This window comes from Streptomyces sp. NBC_01351, assembly GCF_036237315.1.
GTDB lineage: Bacteria > Actinomycetota > Actinomycetes > Streptomycetales > Streptomycetaceae > Streptomyces.
Window position 1 is genome coordinate 2,605,050 of record NZ_CP108356.1, and the last position, 24,535, is coordinate 2,629,584.

The window sequence follows — 24,535 nt, forward strand, 5'->3', positions numbered from 1 at the left end:
CCACCGACCCCTGGAACCGTTCGACGCCCGAGGAGACGCCCCGGCGCGCGCCCGGCCACGGCCGGGCCGCCCCGCGCGCTGGGGGAAGAAGCCGCCTAGGCCTGGGCGGAGGCCGAGACCGACGCCGCCCGCGTCGTCGTCGCGATGGTGGCGGAGCCGACCACGCGCGTGCCGTCGTACAGCACGATCGCCTGGCCGGGGGCCACACCGCGGACCGGCTCCGTGAAGGAGACCCGCAGCTCGCCGTCCACGAGCTCGGCGAAGACCTCGGTCTCGCCGCCGTGGGCGCGCAGCTGCGCGGTGTAGGTGCCCGGGGCCGCGGCCGTCGATCCGCACCAGCGGGGGCGGATCGCGGTGAGGGCGCTGACGTCGAGGGCCTCGACGGGGCCGACGGTGACGGTGTTGTTCACCGGGGAGATGTCGAGGACGTAGCGCGGCTTGCCGTCGGGAGCCGGGTGGCCGATGCGCAGGCCCTTGCGCTGGCCGATGGTGAAGCCGAAGGCGCCCTCGTGGGTGCCTACCTTCTCACCGGTCGCCGCGTCGACGATGTCGCCCTCCGCCTTGCCCAGGCGGTTCGCGAGGAAGCCCTGGGTGTCGCCGTCGGCGATGAAGCAGATGTCGTGGCTGTCGGGCTTCTTCGCGACGGCCAGACCCCGCTCCTCGGCCTCGGCGCGGATCTCTTCCTTGGTGGTGAGGGTGTCACCGAGCGGGAAGAGGGCGTGGGCGAGCTGCTTCTCGTCGAGGACGCCGAGCACGTACGACTGGTCCTTGGCCATGTCGGAGGCGCGGTGCAGCTCGCGGGAGCCGTCCTCGTTCAGCACGACGGTGGCGTAGTGGCCGGTGCAGACGGCGTCGAAGCCGAGGGCGAGGGCCTTGTCGAGCAGCGCCGCGAACTTGATCTTCTCGTTGCAGCGCAGGCAGGGGTTCGGGGTGCGCCCGGCCTCGTACTCGGAGATGAAGTCCTCGACGACGTCCTCGCGGAAGCGCTCGGCGAGGTCCCAGACGTAGAAGGGGATGCCGATGACGTCGGCGGCGCGGCGGGCGTCACGGGAGTCCTCGATGGTGCAGCAGCCGCGGGCGCCGGTCCGGAAGGACTGCGGGTTCGCGGAGAGCGCCAGGTGGACGCCGGTCACGTCGTGCCCGGCTTCGACCGCGCGGGCGGCGGCGACGGCGGAGTCCACTCCGCCGGACATGGCGGCCAGGACGCGGAGGGGGCGGGCGGTGCGCGGCAGGTTCTCAGTCATAGCACCGTCCAGGGTACGGGGAACCGCAAGGAGTCACAGCGCGTTATCGCGTGTGGGGGGTGGATCACGTGGTGAAGCAGGGCAATGAGGGGAAGAAGCCGCCGGGGCGGACCCGCAGGGCGGTGCTGTTCGGGGGGCTCGGGGTCTTCACGGTGGCGGCGATCGCGGGCCGGGAGGAGATCGGCCGGGCCTGGTGGCTGGTGCCGGGGGTGGCCAAGCCGCGCAAGGAGGGTGAGATCGACCACCCGGGCGCGAGCTGGACGGCGGCCTCGCCGGCGAACTGGCGGCTCGCGGACCGGCCCGACGACTACCGGGTCGACCGGATCGTCGTGCACGTCACACAGGGCGGCTTCGAGTCCTCGGTGGGCGCCTTCAAGAACCCGTGGCACAAGGCGTCGGCGCACTACATCGTGCGCGGGGACGGGCACGTGGAGCAGATGGTGCGCGAGCTCGACGTGGCCTTCCACGCGGGGAACCGCTCGATGAACGAGCGGAGCGTCGGCATCGAGCACGTGGGCTTCGTGGACCGGCCGAAGGACTTCACGGACGCGATGTACGAGGCCTCGGCCCGGCTGGCCGCCGACATCTGCCGCCGCTACGGCATACCCGCCGACCGCAAGCACATCGTGGGCCACTCCGAGGTCCCGGGCGCCGACCACACGGACCCCGGCCGCCACTGGGACTGGAACCGGTACATCCGCCTCGTCAAGGACGCCCTGGGCTCGTGACGCCCGCCGCGGCCGTGCGGCGGCAGCGCTAGCTGAGGCCCGCCGTGCGGGCGCGGTCCACGGCCGGGCCGATGGCTGCCGCCAGGGCCGCCACGTCCTCCTTCGTGGAGGTGTGGCCCAGGGAGAAGCGCAGGGTGCCGCGGGCCAGCTTCGGGTCGGTTCCGGTGGCCAGCAGGACGTGGCTGGGCTGGGCCACGCCGGCGGTGCAGGCGGAGCCGGTGGAGCACTCGATGCCCTGGGCGTCGAGCAGGAGCAGCAGGGAGTCCCCCTCGCAGCCGGGGAAGCTGAAGTGGGCGTTGGCCGGGAGCCGGTCGTCGGGGTCTCCCCCGAGGACGGCGTCCGGCACGGCCGCGCGGACGGCGGCGACGAGTTCGTCGCGCAGGGCGCCGATCTCCGTGGCGAAGCGTTCCCGCCGCTCGGCGGCGAGTACGGCGGCCACCGCGAAGGAGGCGATGGCCGGCACGTCGAGGGTCCCGGAGCGTACGTGCCGCTCCTGGCCGCCGCCGTGCAGGATGGGTACGGGGGTCTGGTCCCGGCCGAGCAGCAGGGCGCCGATGCCGTAGGGGCCGCCGACCTTGTGGCTGCTGACGGTCATGGCGGCGAGGCCGCTGTCGCCGAAGTGGACGTCGAGCTGCCCGAAGGCCTGGACGGCGTCGGAGTGCAGCGGGATGCCGTACTCACCGGCGACGGCCGCCAGTTCGCGGACCGGCATGACGGTGCCGATCTCGTTGTTGGCCCACATGACCGTGGCCAGGGCCACGTCGTCGGGGTTTCGTTCGACGGCTTCGCGGAAGGCCTCGGGGTGCACGCGGCCGTAGCGGTCGACGGGCAGGTACTCGACCCGCGCGCCCTCGTGCTCGGCGAGCCAGTGGACGGCGTCGAGCACGGCGTGGTGCTCGACGGGGCTGGCGAGGACCCTGGTCCGGGCGGGGTCCGCGTCGCGCCGGGCCCAGTACAGGCCCTTGACGGCGAGGTTGTCGGCCTCGGTGCCGCCGGCGGTGAAGACCACCTCGCTCGGGCGGGCGCCGACCGCTTCGGCGAAGGCCTCGCGGGCCTCCTCGACGGTACGGCGGGCCCGGCGGCCGGCGGCGTGGAGGGAGGACGCGTTCCCCGTGGCGGAGAACTGCGCGGTCATCGCCGCGGCGGCCTCCGGCAGCATCGGGGTGGTGGCGGCGTGGTCGAGGTAGGCCATGATCCCCCGATTCTACGAGGCCGTAAGCGCCGCTCTGCCCCGCGGGACCTCGGCCCTCCCGGGCGGGTGCCGCGGATGCGTGCGGGCGCGGATGCGTGCGGGCGCGGGGCCGCTCCGCGGAGCTGGTCACTACAGCGGCCTGGCGGCCGCCCCGGGGCTCCGCCCCGGACCCCGCGCCTCAAACGCCGGCGGGGCTGGATTTTGCCCGGCGGAGCCGGAGGCACGGCGGGGGCGCAGCGGGAGCGGGCGGCGGCCTCGGTCAGACCTGGCGCGGGGCGCGGGCCAGTTGGCGGGACTGGGCGACCAGGTGGTCCGCGGAGTCCCAGACCTCGGCGTCCTCTTCCAGGAAGCCGCCGGCCAGGTTCCGGGTGGTGATGGAGACGCGGAGCGGGCCGGGGGCGGGGCGACGGCGGATGTGGGTGGTGAGTTCCACCGTGGGGGCCCAGCCGATCAGGCCGAGGTCGAAGACGGTGGGCGGCAGCGCGTCCACGGCGAGGAGCATGGACAGCGGGTCGGCGTCGCGGCCGTCGGCCAGCTCGAACCAGGCCCGCATCTCGCCCTTGCCCGAGGGTGCGCCGACGGCCCAGCCGGCGGTCGCCGGGTCCAGGCGCAGCCGGAGCCGGTCGACGATCGCGGAGCTGCCGGGGATTGGGGCCGGACCGGCCTCCGCGCCGAGGCAGTCCTCGTAGGCCGGCATGACGGGCACGGCGGCGGTGGTGCGGACGTCGTCCGGGAGCGAGGCGAGGTCGCCGAAGGAGGCGAGGACGCGGATGCGCTCGACCTCGGCGCCGCTCTCGTCGTACTGGAACAGCGAGGCCTGGCCGGTGGAGAGGGTGCGGCCGACGCGGACGACCTGCGTGCGGATGACGGCGGGGCCGGGCACGGAGGAGGTCAGGTAGTGCGCGGAGACGGTGAACGGGTCCGGGTGCGGCAGGGCCGCGGACAGGGCCCGGCCGACCAGGGCCAGCAGGTAGCCGCCGTTGACGGCGGTGATGATCGTCCAGCCGGCGGAGAGTTCCGCGTCGTACACCCCGGGCTCGCCCGCGCGGGCGGTGATGGTGGTGTCGCGGTCGAACTCGCTGTCGCCGATGGACGCCTTGGCAGCTGCGTGTGACATGTAAACGACGGTACACCCGCTCACTACTAAGCGGTAGCTTTGTTGGGTTACGGCTCTTCGGCCACCGACGAGCGGCGGTTCCAGGCCAGCGGGGCCCGCCAGTGGTAGCGCATGGCGAGGAGGCGCAGCACGAAGGTGGTGACGATCGCCAGGCCGGTGGTGAAGGCGTTGAGGGACTCGAAGGCGATGGAGAGCGCGACGATCGCGGCCCCGACGACGGCGGGGACGGCGTACATCTCGCGGTCGCGGAGCAGGGACGGCACCTCGTTGACGAGCACGTCGCGCAGGACGCCGCCGCCGACGGCCGTGGCGACGCCGAGCGCGGCGGAGGCGGTGAGACCGAGGCCGTACTCGTAGGCCTTGGTGGTGCCCGTCACGCAGAAGAGGGCGAGGCCGGCGGCGTCGAAGACGTTGATGGCGCGGTTGATCCGCTGGACCTCGGGGTGCAGGAAGAAGACGATCGCGGCGGCGATCAGGGGGGTCACGAAGAAGCTGAGCTCGCCGAAGGCGGCGGCGGGGGTCGCACCGATGACGAGGTCGCGGAAGAGGCCGCCGCCGAGGGCCGTGACCAGGGCGAGGACGGCGATGCCGAAGACGTCGAAGTTCTTGCGGACGGCGAGCAGCGCGCCGGCGGTGGCGAAGACGAAGATGCCGGCGAGGTCCAGCGCATGCTGGATCCCGGGCGGGAAGAGATCGTGGAGCACCGAGCCATTGTCGCCTGCGGCGCGCTCGCTGAACGCCGGGGCCGCCGGGCCGGTGCCCGCGGGCCGCCGGCCGGTGCCGCCCGGCTGCGGGCCGCCGGGGCTGAGGCCGCCTGCCTGCGCGGCTCCAAGCCCTGGGGCTCCGCCCCAGACCCTCCCCCAGACTCCGTCCGGGGGGACCCCCACGCCTCAAACGCCGGCGGGGCTGGATTTCGCCCGGCGGAAGCGAAGAACCGCGGGCGGGCCTGACGTGACCGCGCAGCGGGTGTGCCTACAGAGCCGGGAGCCGGGGCAAGCGTGCGCAGCGGGCCGGGCGAACCCGCAGGGCAGGCGTGCCGGTGGGGCCGGGGGCCGTTGTGGGCTCCCCGGCCCCGTCTTTTCGGCCGCTACTCCGAAATCGTGTCCACCGCGTCCGCCGCGCCCGGCAGGGGCTTGTCGCCCGGGGCCTGGTCGGGGGCGTTCTCCGGGTGGTGGCAGGCCACCTGGTGGCCCGTCTTCAGGGCCACCAGCGGCGGCTCCTGCGTCGTGCAGACCTGCGTGGCCTTCCAGCACCGCGTGTGGAAGCGGCAACCACTCGGCGGCGAGATCGGCGACGGCACGTCGCCCTTGAGCAGGATGCGGCCGCTCTTCGCACCGCGCCGGCGCGGGTCCGGGACCGGGACCGCCGACATCAGGGCCGTCGTGTACGGGTGCATCGGCGCCTCGTACAGGGACTTGTTGTCGGCCAGCTCGACGATCTTGCCGAGGTACATCACCGCGATGCGGTCCGAGACGTGCCGGATGACGGACAGGTCGTGCGCGATGATCACGTACGTGAGGCCGAGCTCCTCCTGGAGGTCGTCCAGCAGGTTGACCACCTGGGCCTGGATGGAGACGTCGAGGGCCGAGACGGGCTCGTCCGCGACGACCAGCTTCGGCTTGAGAGCCAGGGCCCGCGCGATGCCGATGCGCTGGCGCTGCCCGCCCGAGAACTCGTGCGGGTAGCGGTTGTAGTGCTCGGGGTTGAGGCCCACGAGCTGCAGCAGCCGCTGCACCTCCGCCTTGAGGCCGCCCTCCGGGGTGACCTTCTGGAGCTTGAACGGCGCCCCGACGATGGCACCCACGGTGTGGCGCGGGTTCAGCGAGCCGTACGGGTCCTGGAAGATCATCTGCACGTCGCGGCGCAGCGGGCGCATGCCCGTCACCCCGAGGTGCGTGATGTCCTTGCCGCCGAACTCGATCTTGCCGCCGGTCGGTTCGAGCAGCCGCGTGATCAGCCGACCCATGGTCGACTTGCCGCAGCCGGACTCGCCGACGACGCCGAGGGTCTCACCGCGCCGGACGTCGAAGTCGAGACCGTCGACGGCCTTGACCGCGCCCACCTGCTTCCTCAGCAGCCCCTTCGTGATGGGGAAGTGCTTCGTCAGGCCGGTGACCTTGAGCAGCAGCTCCGGAGCGTCGGCCGAGTCCGTGGCCTGCGCGGGGATGGCGGCGGCCGCGGCCGTCTTCTTGGATTCGGGCGTCTCGGTCACAGCTTCGGCGCAATCTCTTCGGTCCAGATCCGGGTCCGCTCTTCCTGCGACATGTGGCAGGCGGACCAGTGGCGGCTGCCGTCCTCCTCTACCAGCTCCGGCCGTACCGTGCGGGTCACGTTGCCCTTGGGTACGTCGGCGTACGGGCAGCGCGGGTTGAAGGCACAGCCGCTGGGGATGTTGATGAGGCTGGGCGGCGAACCCTTGACCGGGATGAGGCGCTCGGTCTGCTCGCGGTCGATGCGCGGCATCGAACCCAGCAGCCCCCAGGTGTAGGGGTGCCGGGGTTCGTAGAAGACCTTCTCGGCGGTGCCCCGCTCGATGCACCGGCCGCCGTACATCACGAGGATCTCGTCGGCCATCTCCGCGACCACGCCGAGGTCGTGCGTGATCATGATGACCGCCGAGCCGAACTCCTTCTGCAGATCCCGGATGAGGTCGAGGATCTGCGCCTGGACGGTGACGTCCAGGGCGGTCGTCGGCTCGTCCGCGATGAGCAGTTCGGGGTTGTTGACGAGCGCCATCGCGATCATCGCGCGCTGGCGCATGCCGCCGGAGAACTCGTGCGGGTACGCGTCCACGCGCCGGTGGGGCTCCGGGATGCCCACGCGGTCGAGCATCTCGACGGCCCGCTTGCGGGCCGTCTTCTTGTCGACGCCCTGGTGGGTCCGGTAGGCCTCGACGATCTGCGCGCCGACCGTGTAGTACGGGTGCATCGCGGAGAGCGGGTCCTGGAAGACCATGGCCATCTTGCGGCCGCGGAGCCTGCGCACGTAGTCGGCGTCGGCGCTGACGAGCTCCTCGCCGTCGAGGATCACCTCGCCCGAGATGTGCGGGCGGCTGCGCGCGTTGCCGGTGCGGTGCAGGCCCATGATGGCCAGGGAGGTCACCGACTTGCCGGAACCGGACTCGCCGACGATCCCGAGCGTCTTGCCGCGCTCCAGGTCGAAGGTGAGCCCGTCGACGGACTTGACCAGTCCGTCGTCGGTCGGGAAGTGCACCTTGAGGTCGCGCACGGAGAGGAAGGATCCGTCCCGCGGCCCGGCCTGCTGTGGGACGAAGGCCGGCTCGCCGGAGGTGGCGGAGGTGCCGGAGGAAGAGGCGGGGGTCTCGGTCACGTCAGCCTCACGCGCGGGTCGATGACGGCGTACAGCAGGTCCACGATCAGGTTGGCCATCACCACGAAGAGCGCGGCGAGCAGGGTGACTCCCATGATCACGGGGAGGTCGCCGGCGCCGATCGCCGCCACGGCGGCCGTTCCCAGACCCTGGAAGTTGAAGGTCGTCTCGGTGAGCACCGCGCCGCCGAGCAGTCCGCCGAGGTCGAGGCCGAACATGGTGACGATCGGGGTGAGGGTGGAGCGCAGGGCGTGCTTGCGGATGACCACGCCTTCCGTGAGGCCCTTGGCGCGGGCCGTACGGATGTAGTCCTCGCCGAGGACCTCCAGCATCGTGGCGCGGGTGATGCGGGCGTAGGTGGCGGCGAAGAGGAAGGCGAGGGTGATCCAGGGCAGGATCAGGCTGTTGAGCCAGGCCACCGGATCCTCGGTCAGAGGTTTGTAGTTGGAGACCTCCAGCCAGCCGAGGCCGTAGACGAAGATCGCGGGGGCCACCATGCCGGTGAAGAAGATCGGCAGGGAAACGCCGGCGAGCGCTCCGATCATGACGGTGCGGTCGAGGGCGGTCCGGCGCTTGAGCGCCGAGACCACGCCGGTGGCCACACCGGCGATCACCCAGATCACGGCCGCCCCGAGGGCGAGCGAGAGGGTGACCGGCATCCGGTCGAGCATGGTCTCCCAGACGGGCGCCTCGGTCTTGAAGGAGTAGCCGAAGCAAGGCGCCGCGCAGTGCGTGACATCCGTGCCGCCGTCGTAGTCGCGGCCGGCGAAGATGCCCTTGAGGAAGAGCAGGTACTGCTCGGAGATGGGCTTGTCGAAGCCCATCTTCACGCGGATGCCCGCCAGGGCGGTCTCGTTGGTCTCGCGGCCCGCGTACATGAGTGCGGGGTCGCTGCCGGTCAGCTTCGGGACCGCGAAGAAGATGCCGAAGGTGACCACGGAGACCACCAGCAGCGTGGCGACGACATTGAACAGCCGCCGTATGAGGTAGACGAGCACTGCAGTCGGCCGCCCGGGGCGGGTGGCCGCCGTCCCTCGTGGGGACGGCGGCCACCGCCTGCGGCCTTCACCTGCCCTTCGGACTAGCGCATGTGCGGTGAAGGCACTTACTTGCGTGCTTTGTTGGGCCTGCGGTTACTTGACGACGCCGAGGACGGCGAGGTCGATCTTGCCCAACGAGTCGTTGAAGTAGACGTTGGTCAGGCGCGGGTTGTGGTACACGAACGCCTTGTCGAAGTTGATCGGGAGGTAGAGGGCCTTCTCCATGATCTTCTTGTTGATGTCCGTGTAGAACGGGGCTGCGGCCTCGGGCGTCGCGGCGGCGGCGGCCTTGTCGAAGAGCCCGTTGACCTCGGGGTCGTCGAGCATCGAGAAGTTGTTGTTGGCGTTCTGGGCGATGAACGACCCGTCGACCAGCGGCTGCAGGAAGCCGGCGCCGGAGTTGTAGTCGGCACCCCAGCCCATCACGATGATGCCGTAGTTCTTCTTCTTCACGTTCTCGGGCGAGCCGATCACGGAGGAGGAGAGCTTGCCGTCGTACTGGTCGATCGTCGCCTTGATGCCGACCTTGGCGAGCGCCGCCTGGAGGGACTCGGCGGTCTTCACCTCGGGGGCGCGGTTGTTGCGCACCGCGATGGTGGTCTCGAAGCCGTCCGGCTTGCCACAGGCCGCGAGGGCCTCCTTGGCCTTGGCCTCCTGCGGCTCGCCCTTCGTCAGACCGTAGGGGTCGTAGGACTTGTCCGAGCCGGGGATGCCGGGCGGCAGCATGTTGGCGCCGAGGTCACCGCTGGTCGGGCCGCCGCGGGCGGTCTGCAGGGACTTCGGGTCGGCCGCGTAGATGACGGCCTTGCGGCACTCGATGTTGTCGAACGGCGCGACGGTCTGCGGGAAGACGAAGTAGCGGATGTAGCCCGTGAACGGGTTGTCCGCGTTCTTCTTCAGCTCCTCGTCCTTGAGGACCTTGTTCTTGCCGGCCTGCTGCATACCGGTGCCGTCGACCGCGAGGTCGATGTCGCCGGACAGCAGACGCTGGTCCATGTCGTCCGGGTTGGTCGTCACCGTGAAGGAGACCTTGTCCGGCAGACCCGTGCGGATCGTGTCCGTCTTCGGGTCCCAGTGCTCGTTGCGGACGAAGGTCGCACCCTTGCCCGCGGTGAAGCTCTCGACCTTGTACGGGCCGGTGGAGACCGGCTTGTTGGTGTACGTCGCGCCCTCGTCCTTGCTCATCGGGACCGGCGAGGAGGACGGCATGGCCAGCAGGTAGCTGAAGTCGGAGTTGGCGCTCGCCAGGTTGAAGACGATCGTCTTGTCGTCCGGCGTCTCGACGGACTTCAGACCCATCTTGTTGGGGTCGCTGTCCTTGTACGGGCCGGGGTACTTCTGGCCCTGGTCGAGCAGGTCGATCAGGTACGTGGGACCGCCGGACAGCACGTCCTGCGCGAAGACGCGCTCGATGCCGTACTTGAAGTCCTTCGAGGTGATCGGCGTACCGTCCTCGAACTTCACGCCGTCCTTGATCTTGACGGTGTACGTCTTGCCGTCGTTGCTCAGGACCGGCAGGGCCTCGGCGAGGTCCGGGACCAGCTTGGTGCCGTCCTTGCCCGGCTTGCTGTCGTACGCGAGCAGCTGACGGATGTAGAGGCGCTGCATGTTCCAGACGAAGCCGTAGTAGGCACGCGCCGGGTCCAGGTAGTCGACGTCCTGCGGCGACCAGAGCTTGAGCTCGCCACCCTTGGTGGTCGACGGGTTCACGACGCCGGTGGTGGCGGCGTTGAACGCGGCGGCACCGCCGGTGTTCTTGCCCTCGGTCTTCTTGCCGTCTTCGCCACCGCACGCGGCGGTCAGCGACAGGGCGGCGATCACGGCGGTGATCGCGAGTGCCTGCTTTCTGCGGATCACGGTTGTCCAACCTCCATAGGTGGGTGAATCGTTGAGCGGTTCAGCTGCCCTTGGGGTCGAGTGCGTCACGCAGCCCGTCCCCAAAGAGGTTGAACGCCAGGACGGTGATGAAGATCGTGATACCGGGGACCACCATGTACATGGGGTCGTCCTGGTAGATGGGGATGGCGTCGGACAGCATCTTTCCCCAGGAGGCCGTCGGCGGCTTGACGCCGGCGCCGAGGAAGCTGAGGGCCGCTTCCGTCAGGATGTTGGTCGGGATGATCAGCGTCGAGTAGACGAGGATCGGGGCGACCAGGTTGGGCAGCAGCTCCTTGATCAGGATGTAGCCGCGCCCGGCGCCGAGGCTGCGAGCGGCCTCGACGTACTCGCGCTCCCGCAGGGAGATCGTCTGCCCCCGGACGATGCGGCCGATGTACGGCCACCCGAAGAATCCGATGACGACGACCAGCACGCCCATGCGGACGCCCGAACCCGAGAACCCCCAGAGGGAGTTGGGGACGACGGAGACCAGCGCGATGGTGAACAGCAGCTGCGGGAAGGCCAGCAGCAGGTCCATCACGCGGCTGATGACGCCGTCGACCCAGCCGCCGAGGAACCCGGCGAGCGCACCGAGCAGGACGCCGATGACGACCGACACGAAGGCCGCGAGGAACGCGACGACCAGGGAGATCCGGGCGCCGTAGACGATCCGGCTGAACACGTCGCGCCCGTTGGTGGGTTCGACGCCCAGCAGGAAGTCGGAGCTCATGCCGCCGAAGGAGCCGATCGGCGTGCCGAGGTCCGGGTCGATCAGGTCCTCGTGGAACTCGTTGGGCGGGTGGCCCAGCAAGCTCACGATCTGCGGCGCGAATACCGCCACCAGGATCAGGAGGATCACGACCACGCCGCCGGTGAGCGCGACCTTGTCGCGCTTGAGCCGCATCCAGGCGATGCGGCCGGGCGAGCGGCCTTCGATGGCCTTGGCAGGGACGTCGGCTACGGACACGGGTGCGGGTGTTTCCGCGCTCGTGTCATGCAGTGGTGCCGTCATCGTGGTGGGGACCCCTCTCGGCCGACGGGTGGCCGGCCCATGCCCGCCGCTGTAGCGGCGTTGGTGCGGAGTGGCGCTCGGAGTGCGTGGGATACACAGGACGCGTGTGAAGTGCAGGAAGTGCTCGGTGGAACAACAAGCGAAGTGCACGTACAGAGCTGGTCTTCCGGGACTGACCCGGGCTCTTGGGTGGGGAGTCTTCATCGGGCACTCAATCGGCCGCCAGACCTGCCGGGGATGTGATGCGCAACCGTGATCTGCACCGACAGCTTCCGTTATCCGAACGATCGGCTCTGTTGAGCGGTGAAACACCGCACGTTCGGCGCGGAACGGACATCCTGCCCAACTGCCATTTCAGGCAAGGATCTTGGGTGGATTCGGTGGATATGACGAAGGCCGCACCGATGCGTTCGGTGCGGCCTTCGAGATGGATGTCTCAATATGCGGATGTCTGGAAGTCGACGTTTCTACTCGTAAGTAGGCATCTGCCGGAGGGTGCGCCCGGTCAGTACGCAGGTGCCTGGCCCTCGCGGTCGTAGAAGGGGCGGGTCTGCGCGCGCAGCCACATCGCGACGGGGTCGTGCTCGTCCGCGAGCGCCACCGTGCACACCGGTACGCCCTCGGGAACGACGCCGACCGACTGGCGCATCATCTCCCGTACGGACTCCAGGGCGGGCGCCGAAGCGTCGTACAGGTCGAGCCCCACCGCGAGGTACGGGGACCCGAGCGCCGGCTGCACCCACGCGCGGCGGAGCGAGCGGACGGCGGGCGTCCGGTGGGCGTGCTGGGTCAGCAGCCCGTAGAACTGCGGGAGCTCGATGGCGGGCTCGGACAGCCGCAGCGGCCCGGCCGGCATCCGCTCCAGGCCCGTGGCGATCCGGCGCAGGTCCGCCCACGGGACGCCGAGGCCGCCGCCCTGGGCGTGCGGGTTGAGCCACAGGCCCCAGCGGTCGGGGTACAGCGCGCGGGCGATGTCCCGGCCGGTGACCACCTCGTAGCCCCGGTTCCAGCCACTAGCGGCCAGCTCCTGCGGGGAGGTCACGCAGGGCGCGTACCCGAGGCCCTCGACCTCCATGCCGCCGTACTGGGCGTCCGGGGAGCCCGGCTGCCCCTGCCACAGCAGCATCCACAGCCGGCCCTCGGAGAGGGCGTGCAGAAGCGACTCGTAGATCTCGTAGCGCCCGGGAGTCACCTGGCGCAGCTTGTGCTCGACCTGCCCGGCCGCGGCCGTGCCTGACGCACTCACCCGGTACCCCTCCTCGTCTCTGCTTCCGCCCGACGTCAACGAGTGAACAGCTTAAGCGGCCCTACGGGAGGTAGAAGGGGCGTACGCGCTCACGAATCCAGTCCGTGACCGGGTCCTCGGCGGCGTCGAGCAGGATCAACTGCACCGGCCAGGGCGGCGGAACACGGGTCAGGGCCCGGCCGAGGGCGTCCATCGGGGCATTGCGGGTCCCTGGCTCCCATCCCACCAGTCGGACACCGATGAACAGCTGCGGCTCCCCGCCCTCGACGCTCGCGAGGCAGCGGTAGGCCGCGGAGACCACGCCGGTGGCGCGGAACTCCTCGGCGGCGGCGCTCAGGAAGTCCACCGGTTCCTCCTGCCAGTCCGGCTCGTAGAGCCGCACGCGGCCGCCGGTGGCGGGTCCGTCGAGGGGGCTCCGGCCGGTGCGGCAGAGCTCCGCGACGGCGGGCGGGGGCAGGGGGACGCCGACGGCGCCCTCGGGGTTGAGGGCGATGCCGAGCTGCGGGGGCAGGCCGCGGGCGAACTCGACGGCGGGGGCCACGGCGAAGTCCATGCCGGGGCCGACGCAGGCGAGGAACTGGGCCTCCGAGCTGTACACCGGGACGTACGCGGCTCCGCCGATGTCCATGGTGGGCAAGGTCAGCCCCTCGGCGCCGCCCTGCCCTTGGCCTCCGCCGGCGGGCAGGGGCACCCAGACCTGGCTCCGGCCGAGCACCTCCAGGATCCGCCCGCCGGCGTCCGGCTGCCCGAGCGCCGCCCCGAGGACCTGCTCCAGCTCGTTCCCAGGCCAGCCGCCGCCGTGCATGTACCCCTGCCTCCGTCGTCCCGCCGATGTCGTGCCCGAGGCTATCGGCCCGAGCCGCGCCGCACGCCCCCGGGCCGGTCCGTTCTGCGGCGCCGCCGCGCAAGCGCCCCCGGGCTGCGCCCGGGCCCCGCTCCTCAAACGCCGGAGGGGCTGAATTCCCGCCCCGCCGGGCTGGAATTGCCCTGCGGGCCCACCGGCCGCACCTGGCGGCCGGCACCAGCCACAATCCGGCCTGGCCGGCGTTTGAGGCGTGGGGGTCCCCCCGGACGGAGTCTGGTGGGGGCACCTCCCAGCGGTAGCTGGGGGAGAGAGTCCGGGGCGGAGCCCCGGGAACGGCGCCGCGCCCCGCCGGGTCAGTCGTGGAAGGCGATGCGCGCCACCGCGGCAGCGGAGCGGCGGTCCAGGAGGGTGGCCGAGGCGCAGCCCGCCGGGGGGCGACCGGCTTCCGCTTCGCGCAGGAGGCGGTTCACCGCACCCCGGTGCCTGGCGAAGGCGTACGCCGACACCCGCCGCCCCCGCGCCGCCTGACCCGACAGCGCCTCCTCGGGGCTGCTGTCCAGGAGGAGGAGGTGCAGGGCCCGGCCCCGCCGCCGCGCCACCGCCGCGAGGAGCGCCCGCACCCAGCTCTGCGTACCGCAGTCGTGGACGACGACGGAGCGCCCGGAGCGGAGCGTGCGCCACAGCCCCCAGTAGTGCGCGGCACGCACCAGCGGCCGGTACACCGCGTACGGCAGCGCCCCCGGCATGCGGCGCTCCCAGCGCTCTCGGGTGTCCTGGGAGTCGATGGCGCCGCCCTCGGACCCGCCCTCGGCCGCGGCCCGCTTGATCAGCGTGCTCTTGCCGCCGCCCGGCAGGCCGGAGACGACCACGATGTCGCCCTGGGCGAAGCGGAGCCGCTGCGGGCCCCGGACGCCCGGCCCGCGCAGGTCCCGTACGGGCCCGGCGTCGTGTCCGCGCGCACGCGTCGCGCCGCCGCCACGCTGCGTCGGTACCGCGCCCACGCTTCCCGCGGCCGCCGCCACGCCTACGAATCTCCGCACAGTGTTCGCCTCCCCCGAATCGGGTCACCAGGACCCTTGCCCACTGAGTGTAAAGAGACGGTAATCCGGCAGTCCCGGTTCCGGTCGGCTCCGGTCCACTCCCCGGACACCGCACGATCTTTCGGACCCACCCACCCGATCACCACCACGGCGTGCAATGATGTGCGCCATCTGGACCAACCGCATCACCAATTGCATACCGGCCGCTTGAATCCGCGCGGGAGAGTCCCGGCACGCCGCAAGGCCGTGCGTGGGCGCCGAAGGAGCAAGAACCTCCCTTGAATCTCTCAGGCCCCGTACCGCGTGGATGAGGCAGATCTGAAAAGCGAGCTGTTCGGCAGCTCCACCCAAGGTGCAAGTCGCAGATCCCTGACATCTCAGGAACTCTCGGCGAACCTCTCAGGTTCCGATGACAGATGGGGAGGACCTCTCCTCGTCATGTCATGCCCTGGGACCCGGGAGCCACACCCATGAGCACTGCCCCCCGCCTGACCGCCCTCGATGCGCTGCACCGTTCCCTCGGTGCGACCATGACCGACTTCGCGGGCTGGGACATGCCCCTGCGGTACGCCAGTGAGCGCGACGAGCACAACGCCGTCCGCACCAAGGCCGGTCTCTTCGACCTCTCCCACATGGGCGAGATCACCCTGACCGGCCCGGAGGCCGTCAAGGCCCTGGACTACGCGCTGGTCGGCAACATCTCGACCGTCGGCGTCGGCCGGGCCCGCTACACGCACATCTGCCGGGAAGACGGCGGCATCGTCGACGACCTGATCGTCTACCGCCTCGGCGAGACCGAGTTCATGGTCGTCGCGAACGCCTCCAACGCCCAGGTCGTCCTCGACGCCCTGACCGAGCGTGCCGCCGGCTTCGACACCGAGGTCCGCGACGACCGCGACGCGTACGCGCTGATCGCGGTGCAGGGCCCGGAGTCCCCCGGCATCCTCGCCTCCCTCACCGACGCCGACCTGGACGGGCTGAAGTACTACGCAGGCCTCCCGGGCACCGTCGCCGGCGTGCCCGCGCTGATCGCGCGCACCGGCTACACGGGCGAGGACGGCTTCGAGCTGTTCGTCTCCCCCGAGCACGCCGTGGAGCTGTGGCAGGCGCTGACCAAGGCCGGCGAGGGCGTCGGCCTGGTCCCGGCCGGCCTGTCCTGCCGCGACACCCTGCGTCTGGAAGCGGGCATGCCGCTGTACGGGCACGAGCTGACCACCTCCCTCACCCCCTTCGACGCGGGTCTGGGCCGGGTAGTCAAGTTCGAGAAGGAGGGGGACTTCGTCGGCCGCGCCGCGCTGGAGGCCGCCGCCGAGCGCGCCGCCACGAACCCGCCGCGCAAGCTCGTCGGCCTGATCGCCGAGGGCCGCCGCGTCCCGCGCGCCGGCTTCCCCGTCGTCGCCGACGGGCAGGTCATCGGAGAGGTCACCTCGGGCGCCCCGTCCCCGACGCTGGGCAAGCCGATCGCGATGGCGTACGTCGACGCGGCGCACGCCGCGCCCGGCGCCTCCGGCGTCGGCGTCGACATTCGCGGTACGCATGAGCCGTACGAGGTCGTCGCTCTGCCGTTCTACAAGCGGCAGAAGTAGTCCTTGTAGTCAGGCCTGCCGCCCGGGTGCCCCGTGCGGCGATGTCCCAGTACCCAAGACCACCGTTCGTTTCCACTGCCCCGCATCCAGGAGAATCAGGCCATGAGCACCCCCCAGCAGCTGCGTTACACCAAGGAGCACGAGTGGCTGTCGGACGTCGAGGACGGCGTCGCGACGGTCGGCATCACGGAGTTCGCGGCCAACGCGCTCGGTGACGTCGTCTACGCCCAGCTCCCCGAGGTCGGCGAGACCGTGACCGAGGGCGAGACCTGTGGCGAGCTGGAGTCGACGAAGTCGGTCAGCGACCTGTACTCCCCCGTCTCGGGCGAGATCGTCGAGGCCAACCAGGACGTCATCGACGACCCGGCCCTGGTGAACTCCGCTCCGTTCGCGGGCGGCTGGCTGTTCAAGGTGCGCATCTCGGAGGAGCCCAAGGACGTGCTCTCCGCCGAGGAGTACGCCGCCCTCACCGCCGGTAACTGACCCCAGGGGATCCTGATGTCCGTACTGAACACCCCTCTCCACGAACTCGACCCCGATGTCGCCGCAGCCGTCGACGCCGAGCTCGTGCGCCAGCAGTCGACCCTGGAAATGATCGCGTCGGAGAACTTCGCTCCGGTCGCCGTCATGGAGGCCCAGGGCTCGGTCCTGACCAACAAGTACGCCGAGGGCTACCCCGGCCGCCGTTACTACGGTGGCTGCGAGCACGTCGACGTGGTCGAGCAGATCGCGATCGACCGCATCAAGGCGCTGTTCGGCGCCGAGGCCGCGAACGTGCAGCCCCACTCGGGCGCCCAGGCCAACGCCGCCGCGATGTTCGCGCTGCTGAAGCCGGGCGACACGATCATGGGCCTGAGCCTGGCCCACGGCGGTCACCTGACCCACGGCATGAAGATCAACTTCTCCGGCAAGCTCTACAACGTGGTCCCGTACCACGTCGACGAGACCGGCCGTGTGGACATGGCCGAGGTCGAGCGCCTCGCCAAGGAGACCCGCCCGCAGCTGATCGTCGCGGGCTGGTCCGCCTACCCGCGCCAGCTGGACTTCGCCGCCTTCCGCCGCATCGCGGACGAGGTCGGCGCGTACCTGATGGTCGACATGGCGCACTTCGCCGGCCTGGTCGCCGCGGGTCTGCACCCGAACCCGGTACCGCACGCCCACGTCGTCACCACCACCACGCACAAGACCCTCGGCGGTCCGCGCGGCGGTGTCATCCTGTCGACGCAGGAGCTGGCCAAGAAGATCAACTCCGCGGTCTTCCCGGGTCAGCAGGGCGGCCCGCTGGAGCACGTGATCGCGGCCAAGGCCGTCTCCTTCCTGGTCGCGGCCTCGGATGACTTCAAGGAGCGCCAGGTCCGCACCCTGGAGGGCGCGAAGATCATCGCCGAGCGCCTGGTCCAGCCGGACGTCACCGAGGTCGGCGTCTCCGTCCTCTCCGGCGGCACGGACGTGCACCTGGTCCTGGTCGACCTGCGCAACTCCGAGCTCGACGGCCAGCAGGCCGAGGACCGGCTCCACGAGATCGGCATCACGGTCAACCGCAACGCCATCCCGAACGACCCGCGGCCGCCGATGGTCACCTCGGGTCTGCGGATCGGCACGCCGGCCCTGGCCACGCGCGGTTTCGGCGCCGAGGACTTCACCGAGGTCGCCGAGATCATCGCGGCCGCGCTGAAGCCGGCCTACGACAGCGAGAGCCTCAAGGCGCGCGTCTCCGCGCTCGCCGCGAAGTTCCCGCTGTACCCGTCGCTCTAGGCAACGGCCTGAGGGGGCCCGGCCTTGTTTTGCACAGGGCCGGGCCCGTTTCATGACCAAAGCCCCAGGTGGATGCGGCCCACGGCTTCTCGATCCTGCTGCTGGTCACCGTCGGCCACAGCTGGGAGGCCCTGGCCGGCGTGGTCTCCGCCGCGATGGTGGTCTCGTACCTGATCGGCCCGATCGCGGTCGGCGTCTTCCGCAGGACCAAGCCCGAGCTGCCGCGCCCCTTCCGCCTGCCGGCGGCCAGGATCCTGTGCCCCGTCACCTTCGCCTCCGCCGCCTGCGCCCTGTACTGGTCCAAGTGGCCGGACACCGGCAAGGTGGTGCTGCTCACCCTGGTCGCCGCCCCGATCGCGGCCGTGGTGCTGAAGCGCAAGGGCGAGAAGAACCTGGCCAGGCAGTTCGCCCCGGCCTGGTGGATGATCGCCTTCCTGCTCTGGCTGGGCACCCTGTCGGCGCTCGGCAGCAAGGAATTCGGCGGCCACGGGGTCATCCCGGGAGGCGTGGACATCGCCCTCGTGGGCCTCTCGGCCCTGGGCTTCTACTTCTGGGCCGTACGGTCCGGCGTCAAGGCCCACCTCGCGGGCCTGCCCGGCCCGGACCCGGTCCTGGACGCCACCGACGCCGCCCCCGCCCCCGCCGGGCAGCCCCACGCACCGGAGCGTGAACTGTCCCGCGCCTGATCCCCACCACCGCGCCTCGTCCGGCGGACGAGCCGTTCACCTCACCGCGTTAAGCTCGTCTGCCGGACAAAATCCGCAGATCGTCCCTCCTGCCCCGCTTCCCACCCACGAGCAGACATAGGAGTCCGCAACCGTGGCCATCTCCGTCTTCGATCTCTTCTCGATCGGCATCGGTCCCTCTTCCTCCCACACCGTCGGGCCGATGCGCGCCGCGCGCATGTTCGTGACCCGGCTCAAGAAGGACGGTGTCCTCGCCCAGACCGCCTCCGTGCGCGCCGAGCTCTTCGGCTCCCTCGGTGCGACCGGCCACGGCCACGGCACCCCCAAGGCGGTCCTGCTGGGCCTGGAGGGCCACTCCCCGCGCACGGTGAACGTGGAGACCGCGGACGACGAGGTGGAGCGCATCCGCAAGAGCGGCCGGCTGCGGCTGCTGGGCGCGGAGATAGGCGATGGCCACGAGATCGCCTTCGACGAGCCGAACCAGCTGATCCTGCACCGCCGGCGGTCGCTGCCGTACCACGCGAACGGCATGACCCTCTTTGCGTACGACGAAGCCGGCACCCCGCTGCTGGAGAAGACCTACTACTCGGTCGGCGGCGGTTTCGTCGTGGACGAGGACGCGGTCGGCGAGGACCGGATCAAGCTCGACGACACGGTGCTGAAGTACCCCTTCCGCTCCGGCGACGAGATGCTGCGCCTGGCGAACGAGACCGGCCTGTCGATCTCCTCCCTCATGCTGGAGAACGAGAAGGCCTGGCGCACCGAGGACGAGATCCGCGAGGGCCTCCTGGAGATCTGGCGCGTCATGCAGTCCTGCGTCTCGCGCGGCATGTCCCGCGAGGGCATCCTCCCGGGCGGCCTGCGGGTCAAGCGCCGGGCCGCCTCCACGGCGCGCCAGCTGCGCACCGAGGGCGACCCGATGCTGCACCGCAGCGAGTGGGCGACCATCTACGCGATGGCGGTCAACGAGGAGAACGCGGCCGGCGGCCGGGTCGTGACGGCCCCCACCAACGGCGCCGCGGGCGTCCTCCCGGCAGTGCTCCACTACTACATGAACTTCGTGCCGGGCGCGGACGAGGACGGCGTCGTCCGCTTCCTCCTCGCGGCGGGCGCGATCGGCATGCTCTTCAAGGAGAACGCCTCCATCTCCGGCGCCGAGGTCGGCTGCCAGGGCGAGGTCGGCTCGGCCTGCTCGATGGCGGCGGGCGCCCTCGCGGAGGTCCTGGGCGGCACCCCGGAGCAGGTGGAGAACGCGGCCGAGATCGGCATGGAGCACAACCTGGGCCTGACCTGCGACCCGGTCGGCGGCCTGGTCCAGATCCCGTGCATCGAGCGCAACGGCATGGCGGCCGTCAAGGCCGTCACCGCGGCCAAGATGGCGATGCGCGGCGACGGCAGCCACAAGGTCTCCCTCGACAAGGTCATCAAGACCATGAAGGAGACCGGCGCCGACATGAAGGTCAAGTACAAGGAGACGGCCCGCGGCGGCCTCGCGGTCAACGTCATCGAGTGCTGATGCGGTAGCGGCAGGTGTGGCGGGAGGGGCCCGGCGTGCGCGCCGGGCCCCTCCCCTTCGTTTCTCTCCTTCTTTTTACCCGCCGTGCGGAACCGGGGCATCCGCCCTGGGCGTCCTCATCGGTGTCGCAAGTCCCCGTCTCAGGAGAATCGAGGGGACGTCATGATCCACCGACGTTTCCGCCGGATCGTGGCCCTGGCCTCCGGCGCCCTGCTCACCGCAACACTCGCCTTCGCCGCTCCGGCTTCGGCCGCCCCGGCTTCCCTCGGCACCCAGACCCAGACCCAGACTCCGCTCGTGGTCAACGCCCGCTGGGGCGGGCACCCCACGTTCGACCGGATCGTCATCGACATCCAGGGATACGTCCCCACGGCGACCGTCACCCCGGTCCAGCAGCTGTTCTACGACGGATCCGGCAAGCCCGTACCGCTGTCCGGGAAGTACTTCCTGGAGATCCGCCTCAACCCGGCCGCCGCGCACAACGACGCCGGTGGGAACGTCTACCTCGGGCCCAAGCTGCAGCAGATCAACCTGCCCAAGCTCAAGGGCATCGCACTGACCGGCGACTACGAGGGGTACGTGACCTTCGGCGCCGCCTTCGACACGCTGCCCTACTACCGCGCCTTCACCCTGCACTCGCCGGAACGGTTCGTCGTGGACATCGCCCGCTGAATCACCGGTGCTCGGGGTTCGGAAAGTCGAAACGGCAGCCGGCGTCCCACAGGGAGCGCTGGTTGCCGTGCGCCGGGATCCCGCCCGCGCCCTTGAGGAGGGCGGCCAGGTGCATGAGGTTCCAGGACATGAAGGCGGTGTTGCGGTTGGTGAAGTCGTTCTCGGGGCCGCCCGATCCCGGGTCGAGGTAGGACGGCCCGGGTCCGGCCTCGCCGATCCAGCCGGCGTCGGCCTGCGGCGGGATCACGTAGCCGAGGTGCTGGAGGCTGTAGAGGATGTTCATGGCGCAGTGCTTGACGCCGTCCTCGTTGCCGGTGATGAGCGCGCCGCCGACCCGCCCGTAATAGGCGTACTGGCCCTGCTCGTTCAGCAGGGAGGAACAGGCATAGAGCCGTTCGATGACCTGCTTCATCACGGAGCTGTTGTCGCCGAGCCAGATCGGGCCGCAGAGCACGAGGATGTCGGCGTCCATGATCTGGCTGTACAGCACCGGCCACTGGTCGCTCTCCCAGCCGTGCTCGGTCATGTCCGGCCAGACGCCGGTCGCGATGTCGTGGTCGACGGCGCGGATCAGCGAGGTGCGGACCCCGGCCGATTCCATGACGGCCCGGCTCTTGGCGATCAGACCCTCCGTGTTGCTGGTCTCCGGTGAACGCTTGAGGGTGCAGTTCACGTAGAGGGCGGAGAGGTTCGAGTAGTCGGGACGGTTCGCGGGGACGTCGGTGTCGTCGTTGTCGGCAGCCACCTCTTCAGCCTGGGCGGGGCGGGTCCTCGCCGCCAGCCGGCCACGGCCGTTTGGGGCGGGTTGTTACCGGTCCGCGCGGCCGACTAGGGTCAGTGGGCCTTGGTGTTCGGGAAACCGGTGGGAAACCGGTGCGGCCCTCGCCACTGTGATCGGGAAGTCCGGCTCCAATCCTGCGGGAAGCCACTGGGCCCGCGCGGGAGACCGCACGGCCCCGGGAAGGCGGAGCCCGGGCATCAGTACCCGTGAGCCAGGAGACCGGCCGGGGCGCGCTGTCCATCCACGAGGTGCTGGAGAGGTCTTCCCCACTCATGCATATAGCCGAGGGCTTCCTGCCCCCTCTGCACGCGGTCGCCTGGGGCGCCGCGTCCGCCCCCTTTGTCGTACACGGTGTCCGTGCCCTCACCCGCGAGGTGAAGGAGAATCCGGAGAGCACGCTGCTGCTCGGGGCGTCCGGAGCGTTCACTTTCGTCCTGTCCGCACTGAAGATCCCTTCTGTGACGGGCAGTTGCTCGCACCCGACCGGCACCGGGCTCGGCGCCATCCTGTTCCGGCCGCCGATCATGGCGGTGCTCGGCACGATCACCCTGCTCTTCCAGGCGCTACTGCTGGCGCACGGCGGGCTGACCACCCTGGGCGCGAACGTCTTCTCGATGGCGATCGCCGGCCCGTGGGCCGGGTACGGCGTCTACCGGCTGCTGCGCCGGTTCGGGCTGCCGCTGATGGTGACCGTGTTCTTCGGGGCCTTCTTCGCCGACCTGATCACCTACTGCGTGACCTCGCTCCAGCTCGCGCTGGCCTTCCCGGACCCGGCGACGGGCTTCCTCGGCGCGCTCGGGAAGTTCGGCGGGATCTTCGCCGTCACCCAGATCCCCCTCGCGGTCAGCGAGGGCCTGCTGACGGTGCTCGTGATGCGGCTGCTGATGCAGTCCAGCAAGTCGGACCTGATCCGGCTCGGCGTCGCGAAGCTCACCGGGTCGAAGACGAAGCAGCAGGAGGCGACGGCCCGATGACCAGGAACGCGAAGATCAACACCCTGCTGCTGCTCCTGGTGGCGGCCCTCGCCGTGCTGCCGCTGGCCCTGGGCCTCGGCGAGGGCAAGGAGGAGCCGTTCACGGGCGCCGACGCCCAGGCGGAAGCGGCCATCACCGAGCTGGACCCGGACTACGAACCGTGGTTCTCGCCGCTCTACGAACCCCCGTCCGGGGAGATCGAGTCGGCCCTGTTCGCCCTCCAGGCTGCGCTGGGCGCGGGCGTGCTCGCGTACTACTTCGGCGTCCGCAAGGGCCGCCGCCAGGGCGCGGCCGCCGCTGCGGCCGAGGCCGCCGACCCCGCTGCCACGGCCCCCGGCGGGGAGCGCTAGCCGGTGCTGCCCATCGACGCTGCGGCGCACAGCAGCCGCTGGCGCCGCCGGCATCCCCTGGAGAAGGCCCTCCTGGGGCTCGGGCTCACGGTCACGGCTGTGTGCCTGCCGCCCTGGCCCGGCGGGCCGCTGGTCGGCGCCGCCACGCTGGCCGTGCTGCTCGGGCCGGCCGGGGTGGCCGGGCGGCAGCTGTGGCGGGCCTTCCGGATCCCGCTCGGCTTCTGCTTCACGGGGGCGCTGCCGCTGCTGTTCGCGGTCGGCGGACCCGCCGGGTGGGTCACGCTGGCCCCCGACGGCCCCCGGCACGCCGCCGAGCTGCTGCTGCGCACCTCGGCGGCCTCGCTCGGCGTGCTGCTGTTCGCCTTCACCACCCCGGTGTCGGACGTCCTCCCCCGGCTGGTCCGGGCGGGGGTGCCGGCGCCGGTGGTGGACGTGGCCCTGGTCATGTACCGGATCACGTTCCTGCTGCTCGACTCCCTGACCCGGATCCGCCAGGCCCAGGCGGCCCGTCTGGGCAACACCGGCCGGGCGGCGGCCTGGCGTTCGGTGGCCGGGCTCGCCGCGACCTCGTTCGTACGGGCCTTCGACCGGGCGGGGCGGCTCCAGTCGGGCCTGGCCGGGCGGGGCTACGACGGCGCGCTGCGGGTGCTGGTGCCCGAGGCCGCCCTGTCGTGGCGGTTCCTGGGCTGCTCGGCCGCCCTCCTGGCCGCCCTGGTGGCCGTCACCCTCGTACTGAAGGAGCTGTACCTGTGAGGCCGTTGGTGGAACTGGCCGGCGCCGGCTACGCGTACGAGGACGGCCCTTCGGTGCTGTCCGGCGTGGACTTCGCCATCGCCGAGGGCCGGGCGCTGGTGCTGCTGGGCCGCAACGGCTCGGGCAAGACCACGCTGATGCGGCTGCTGAGCGGCGGCCTGCGGCCGGGCTCGGGCGCGCTGCACCTGGACGGCACGGTGGTGACGTACGACCGCGCGGGCCTGACCCGGCTGCGGACGGCGGTGCAGCTGGTCGTGCAGGACCCGGACGACCAGCTGTTCGCGGCCTCGGTGGAACAGGACGTGTCCTTCGGGCCGATGAACCTGGGGCTGCCGCCGGCGGAGGTCCGCGAGCGCGTCGACTCCGCCCTCGCCGCCCTGGACATCACCGCACTGCGCGACCGCCCGACGCACCTGCTCTCCTTCGGCCAGCGCAAGCGCGCGGCGATCGCGGGTGCGGTGGCGATGGCTCCGCGGGTGCTGATCCTGGACGAGCCGACGGCCGGGCTGGACCCCGACGGGCAGGAACGGCTGCTAGACGTCCTGGCGGGCCTGCGGGCGGCCGGCACCACGGTGGTGATGGCCACGCACGACGTCGACCTGGCGGTGCGGTGGGCCGACGACGCGGCGGTACTGACCCCGGCCGGCATCCGCGTGGGCCCGGCCGAAGCCCTGCTCTCGGACCCGGCCCTGCTCGCCGACGCCGGCCTGCGCCAGGCCTGGTCCCCGGCGGTGACGTCCTTCCTCCGCGCCCACGGCCTGCTGGCCACCGATGCCCCCGGGCCCCGTATTCCGGAGGCGTTGGCCGCCTGGCAGTAGGTAGGTTCGCGG

General features: G+C 71.2%; 24 protein-coding genes and 2 riboswitches. Of the genes, 11 read left to right on the forward strand and 13 right to left on the reverse strand.

Annotated elements, in window-relative coordinates; genetic code table 11:
* Positions 1–95: 95 nt before the first annotated feature.
* Positions 96–1,244, reverse strand: coding sequence for a tRNA 2-thiouridine(34) synthase MnmA (mnmA, locus tag OG625_RS11530; RefSeq protein ID WP_329378989.1), 1,149 nt, complete (start codon positions 1,242–1,244; stop codon positions 96–98).
* 71 nt (positions 1,245–1,315) lie between these two features.
* Here mnmA and OG625_RS11535 point away from each other — a divergent pair, with 71 nt between their 5' ends.
* Positions 1,316–1,972, forward strand: a complete 657-nt coding sequence (locus OG625_RS11535) for an N-acetylmuramoyl-L-alanine amidase (RefSeq protein WP_329378991.1) — start codon at positions 1,316–1,318, stop codon at positions 1,970–1,972.
* A gap of 28 nt (positions 1,973–2,000) precedes the next feature.
* Here the strand turns inward: OG625_RS11535 and OG625_RS11540 are convergent, their stop codons facing one another.
* From OG625_RS11540 to OG625_RS11590, 11 genes are all read right to left on the reverse strand, one after another.
* The gene (locus tag OG625_RS11540) at positions 2,001–3,164 is read right to left on the reverse strand and encodes a cysteine desulfurase family protein (protein WP_329378992.1); all 1,164 of its coding nucleotides are present in this window, start codon (positions 3,162–3,164) and stop codon (positions 2,001–2,003) included.
* Positions 3,165–3,423: 259 nt separating this feature from the next.
* Positions 3,424–4,281, reverse strand: coding sequence for a thioesterase family protein (locus OG625_RS11545; RefSeq protein WP_329378994.1), 858 nt, complete (start codon positions 4,279–4,281; stop codon positions 3,424–3,426).
* Between the two features lie 47 nt (positions 4,282–4,328).
* Positions 4,329–4,985: a trimeric intracellular cation channel family protein gene (locus OG625_RS11550; protein ID WP_329378997.1), complete on the reverse strand. Its 657-nt coding sequence runs from the start codon at positions 4,983–4,985 to the stop codon at positions 4,329–4,331.
* Positions 4,986–5,368: 383 nt separating this feature from the next.
* Positions 5,369–6,493 (reverse strand): ABC transporter ATP-binding protein, encoded by a 1,125-nt coding sequence (locus tag OG625_RS11555; protein WP_443067699.1) that lies wholly within the window; start codon positions 6,491–6,493, stop codon positions 5,369–5,371.
* Positions 6,490–7,611: an ABC transporter ATP-binding protein gene (locus OG625_RS11560; protein ID WP_443067700.1), complete on the reverse strand. Its 1,122-nt coding sequence runs from the start codon at positions 7,609–7,611 to the stop codon at positions 6,490–6,492. The genes OG625_RS11555 and OG625_RS11560 overlap by 4 nt, the downstream gene beginning before the upstream one ends.
* Complete coding sequence (locus OG625_RS11565; RefSeq protein ID WP_329378999.1) at positions 7,608–8,609, reverse strand: ABC transporter permease; 1,002 nt, start codon at positions 8,607–8,609, stop codon at positions 7,608–7,610. The genes OG625_RS11560 and OG625_RS11565 overlap by 4 nt, the downstream gene beginning before the upstream one ends.
* A 135-nt stretch (positions 8,610–8,744) precedes the next feature.
* A complete protein-coding gene (locus OG625_RS11570; RefSeq protein ID WP_329379001.1) occupies positions 8,745–10,508 on the reverse strand; it encodes an ABC transporter substrate-binding protein in 1,764 nt (587 codons plus the stop codon).
* Positions 10,509–10,548: 40 nt separating this feature from the next.
* Entirely contained in the window at positions 10,549–11,541 is a 993-nt protein-coding gene (locus OG625_RS11575) for an ABC transporter permease (protein ID WP_329379003.1), read from the reverse strand.
* A gap of 505 nt (positions 11,542–12,046) precedes the next feature.
* Positions 12,047–12,787, reverse strand: coding sequence for an enhanced serine sensitivity protein SseB C-terminal domain-containing protein (locus tag OG625_RS11580; RefSeq protein ID WP_329379005.1), 741 nt, complete (start codon positions 12,785–12,787; stop codon positions 12,047–12,049).
* Positions 12,788–12,848: 61 nt separating this feature from the next.
* Positions 12,849–13,592: an enhanced serine sensitivity protein SseB gene (locus OG625_RS11585; RefSeq protein WP_329379007.1), complete on the reverse strand. Its 744-nt coding sequence runs from the start codon at positions 13,590–13,592 to the stop codon at positions 12,849–12,851.
* Between the two features lie 353 nt (positions 13,593–13,945).
* On the reverse strand, positions 13,946–14,632 hold the full coding sequence (locus tag OG625_RS11590) for an AAA family ATPase (RefSeq protein WP_329379009.1): 687 nt from the start codon (positions 14,630–14,632) through the stop codon (positions 13,946–13,948).
* A 208-nt stretch (positions 14,633–14,840) separates the two neighbouring features.
* Positions 14,841–14,944: riboswitch (glycine riboswitch) on the forward strand.
* 158 nt (positions 14,945–15,102) lie between these two features.
* Here OG625_RS11590 and gcvT point away from each other — a divergent pair.
* The 6 genes from gcvT (at position 15,103) to OG625_RS11620 (ending at position 20,847) form a co-directional block, all read left to right on the forward strand.
* A complete protein-coding gene (gcvT, locus tag OG625_RS11595; protein WP_329379011.1) occupies positions 15,103–16,218 on the forward strand; it encodes a glycine cleavage system aminomethyltransferase GcvT in 1,116 nt (371 codons plus the stop codon).
* 102 nt (positions 16,219–16,320) lie between these two features.
* Entirely contained in the window at positions 16,321–16,701 is a 381-nt protein-coding gene (gene gcvH / locus OG625_RS11600; RefSeq protein ID WP_329379013.1) for a glycine cleavage system protein GcvH, read from the forward strand.
* A gap of 15 nt (positions 16,702–16,716) precedes the next feature.
* The gene (gene glyA, locus OG625_RS11605; protein WP_329379015.1) at positions 16,717–17,973 is read left to right on the forward strand and encodes a serine hydroxymethyltransferase; all 1,257 of its coding nucleotides are present in this window, start codon (positions 16,717–16,719) and stop codon (positions 17,971–17,973) included.
* 68 nt (positions 17,974–18,041) lie between these two features.
* A complete protein-coding gene (locus OG625_RS11610; RefSeq protein WP_329379017.1) occupies positions 18,042–18,659 on the forward strand; it encodes a hypothetical protein in 618 nt (205 codons plus the stop codon).
* 133 nt (positions 18,660–18,792) lie between these two features.
* Positions 18,793–20,175: an L-serine ammonia-lyase gene (locus OG625_RS11615; protein WP_329379019.1), complete on the forward strand. Its 1,383-nt coding sequence runs from the start codon at positions 18,793–18,795 to the stop codon at positions 20,173–20,175.
* A gap of 165 nt (positions 20,176–20,340) precedes the next feature.
* On the forward strand, positions 20,341–20,847 hold the full coding sequence (locus tag OG625_RS11620; RefSeq protein ID WP_443067882.1) for an AMIN-like domain-containing (lipo)protein: 507 nt from the start codon (positions 20,341–20,343) through the stop codon (positions 20,845–20,847).
* 1 nt (position 20,848) lies between these two features.
* Here OG625_RS11620 and OG625_RS11625 read toward each other — a convergent pair whose 3' ends face one another.
* Positions 20,849–21,592, reverse strand: coding sequence for a flavodoxin family protein (locus OG625_RS11625; RefSeq protein ID WP_329379022.1), 744 nt, complete (start codon positions 21,590–21,592; stop codon positions 20,849–20,851).
* 83 nt (positions 21,593–21,675) lie between these two features.
* Positions 21,676–21,870, forward strand: a riboswitch (cobalamin riboswitch).
* A 30-nt stretch (positions 21,871–21,900) separates the two neighbouring features.
* Between OG625_RS11625 and OG625_RS11630 the strand changes: the two genes are divergently transcribed.
* Genes OG625_RS11630 through OG625_RS11645 form a run of 4 tightly spaced genes read left to right on the forward strand, consistent with a single transcriptional unit; the run spans position 21,901 to position 24,523 of the window.
* The gene (locus OG625_RS11630) at positions 21,901–22,602 is read left to right on the forward strand and encodes an energy-coupling factor ABC transporter permease (RefSeq protein ID WP_329390587.1); all 702 of its coding nucleotides are present in this window, start codon (positions 21,901–21,903) and stop codon (positions 22,600–22,602) included.
* Positions 22,599–22,952, forward strand: a complete 354-nt coding sequence (locus tag OG625_RS11635; protein ID WP_329379024.1) for an energy-coupling factor ABC transporter substrate-binding protein — start codon at positions 22,599–22,601, stop codon at positions 22,950–22,952. Before OG625_RS11630 ends, OG625_RS11635 begins: the two co-directional genes overlap by 4 nt.
* A gap of 3 nt (positions 22,953–22,955) precedes the next feature.
* Positions 22,956–23,705, forward strand: a complete 750-nt coding sequence (cbiQ, locus tag OG625_RS11640) for a cobalt ECF transporter T component CbiQ (protein WP_329379026.1) — start codon at positions 22,956–22,958, stop codon at positions 23,703–23,705.
* Positions 23,702–24,523, forward strand: a complete 822-nt coding sequence (locus OG625_RS11645; RefSeq protein ID WP_329379028.1) for an energy-coupling factor ABC transporter ATP-binding protein — start codon at positions 23,702–23,704, stop codon at positions 24,521–24,523. The genes cbiQ and OG625_RS11645 overlap by 4 nt, the downstream gene beginning before the upstream one ends.
* Positions 24,524–24,535: the final 12 nt, after the last annotated feature.

What these genes read in the sequence shown, in the direction of transcription:
- OG625_RS11545 (WP_329378994.1), bottom strand. Translation starts at nt 4,281, where the DNA reads ATGTCACACGCAGCTGCCAAGGCGTCCATCGGCGACAGCGAGTTCGAC.
- OG625_RS11540 (WP_329378992.1), bottom strand. Translation starts at nt 3,164, where the DNA reads ATGGCCTACCTCGACCACGCCGCCACCACCCCGATGCTGCCGGAGGCC.
- mnmA (WP_329378989.1), bottom strand. Translation starts at nt 1,244, where the DNA reads ATGACTGAGAACCTGCCGCGCACCGCCCGCCCCCTCCGCGTCCTGGCC.
- OG625_RS11630 (WP_329390587.1), top strand. Translation starts at nt 21,901, where the DNA reads ATGCATATAGCCGAGGGCTTCCTGCCCCCTCTGCACGCGGTCGCCTGG.
- gcvH (WP_329379013.1), top strand. Translation starts at nt 16,321, where the DNA reads ATGAGCACCCCCCAGCAGCTGCGTTACACCAAGGAGCACGAGTGGCTG.
- OG625_RS11575 (WP_329379003.1), bottom strand. Translation starts at nt 11,541, where the DNA reads ATGACGGCACCACTGCATGACACGAGCGCGGAAACACCCGCACCCGTG.
- OG625_RS11585 (WP_329379007.1), bottom strand. Translation starts at nt 13,592, where the DNA reads ATGCACGGCGGCGGCTGGCCTGGGAACGAGCTGGAGCAGGTCCTCGGG.
- glyA (WP_329379015.1), top strand. Translation starts at nt 16,717, where the DNA reads ATGTCCGTACTGAACACCCCTCTCCACGAACTCGACCCCGATGTCGCC.
- gcvT (WP_329379011.1), top strand. Translation starts at nt 15,103, where the DNA reads ATGAGCACTGCCCCCCGCCTGACCGCCCTCGATGCGCTGCACCGTTCC.
- OG625_RS11635 (WP_329379024.1), top strand. Translation starts at nt 22,599, where the DNA reads ATGACCAGGAACGCGAAGATCAACACCCTGCTGCTGCTCCTGGTGGCG.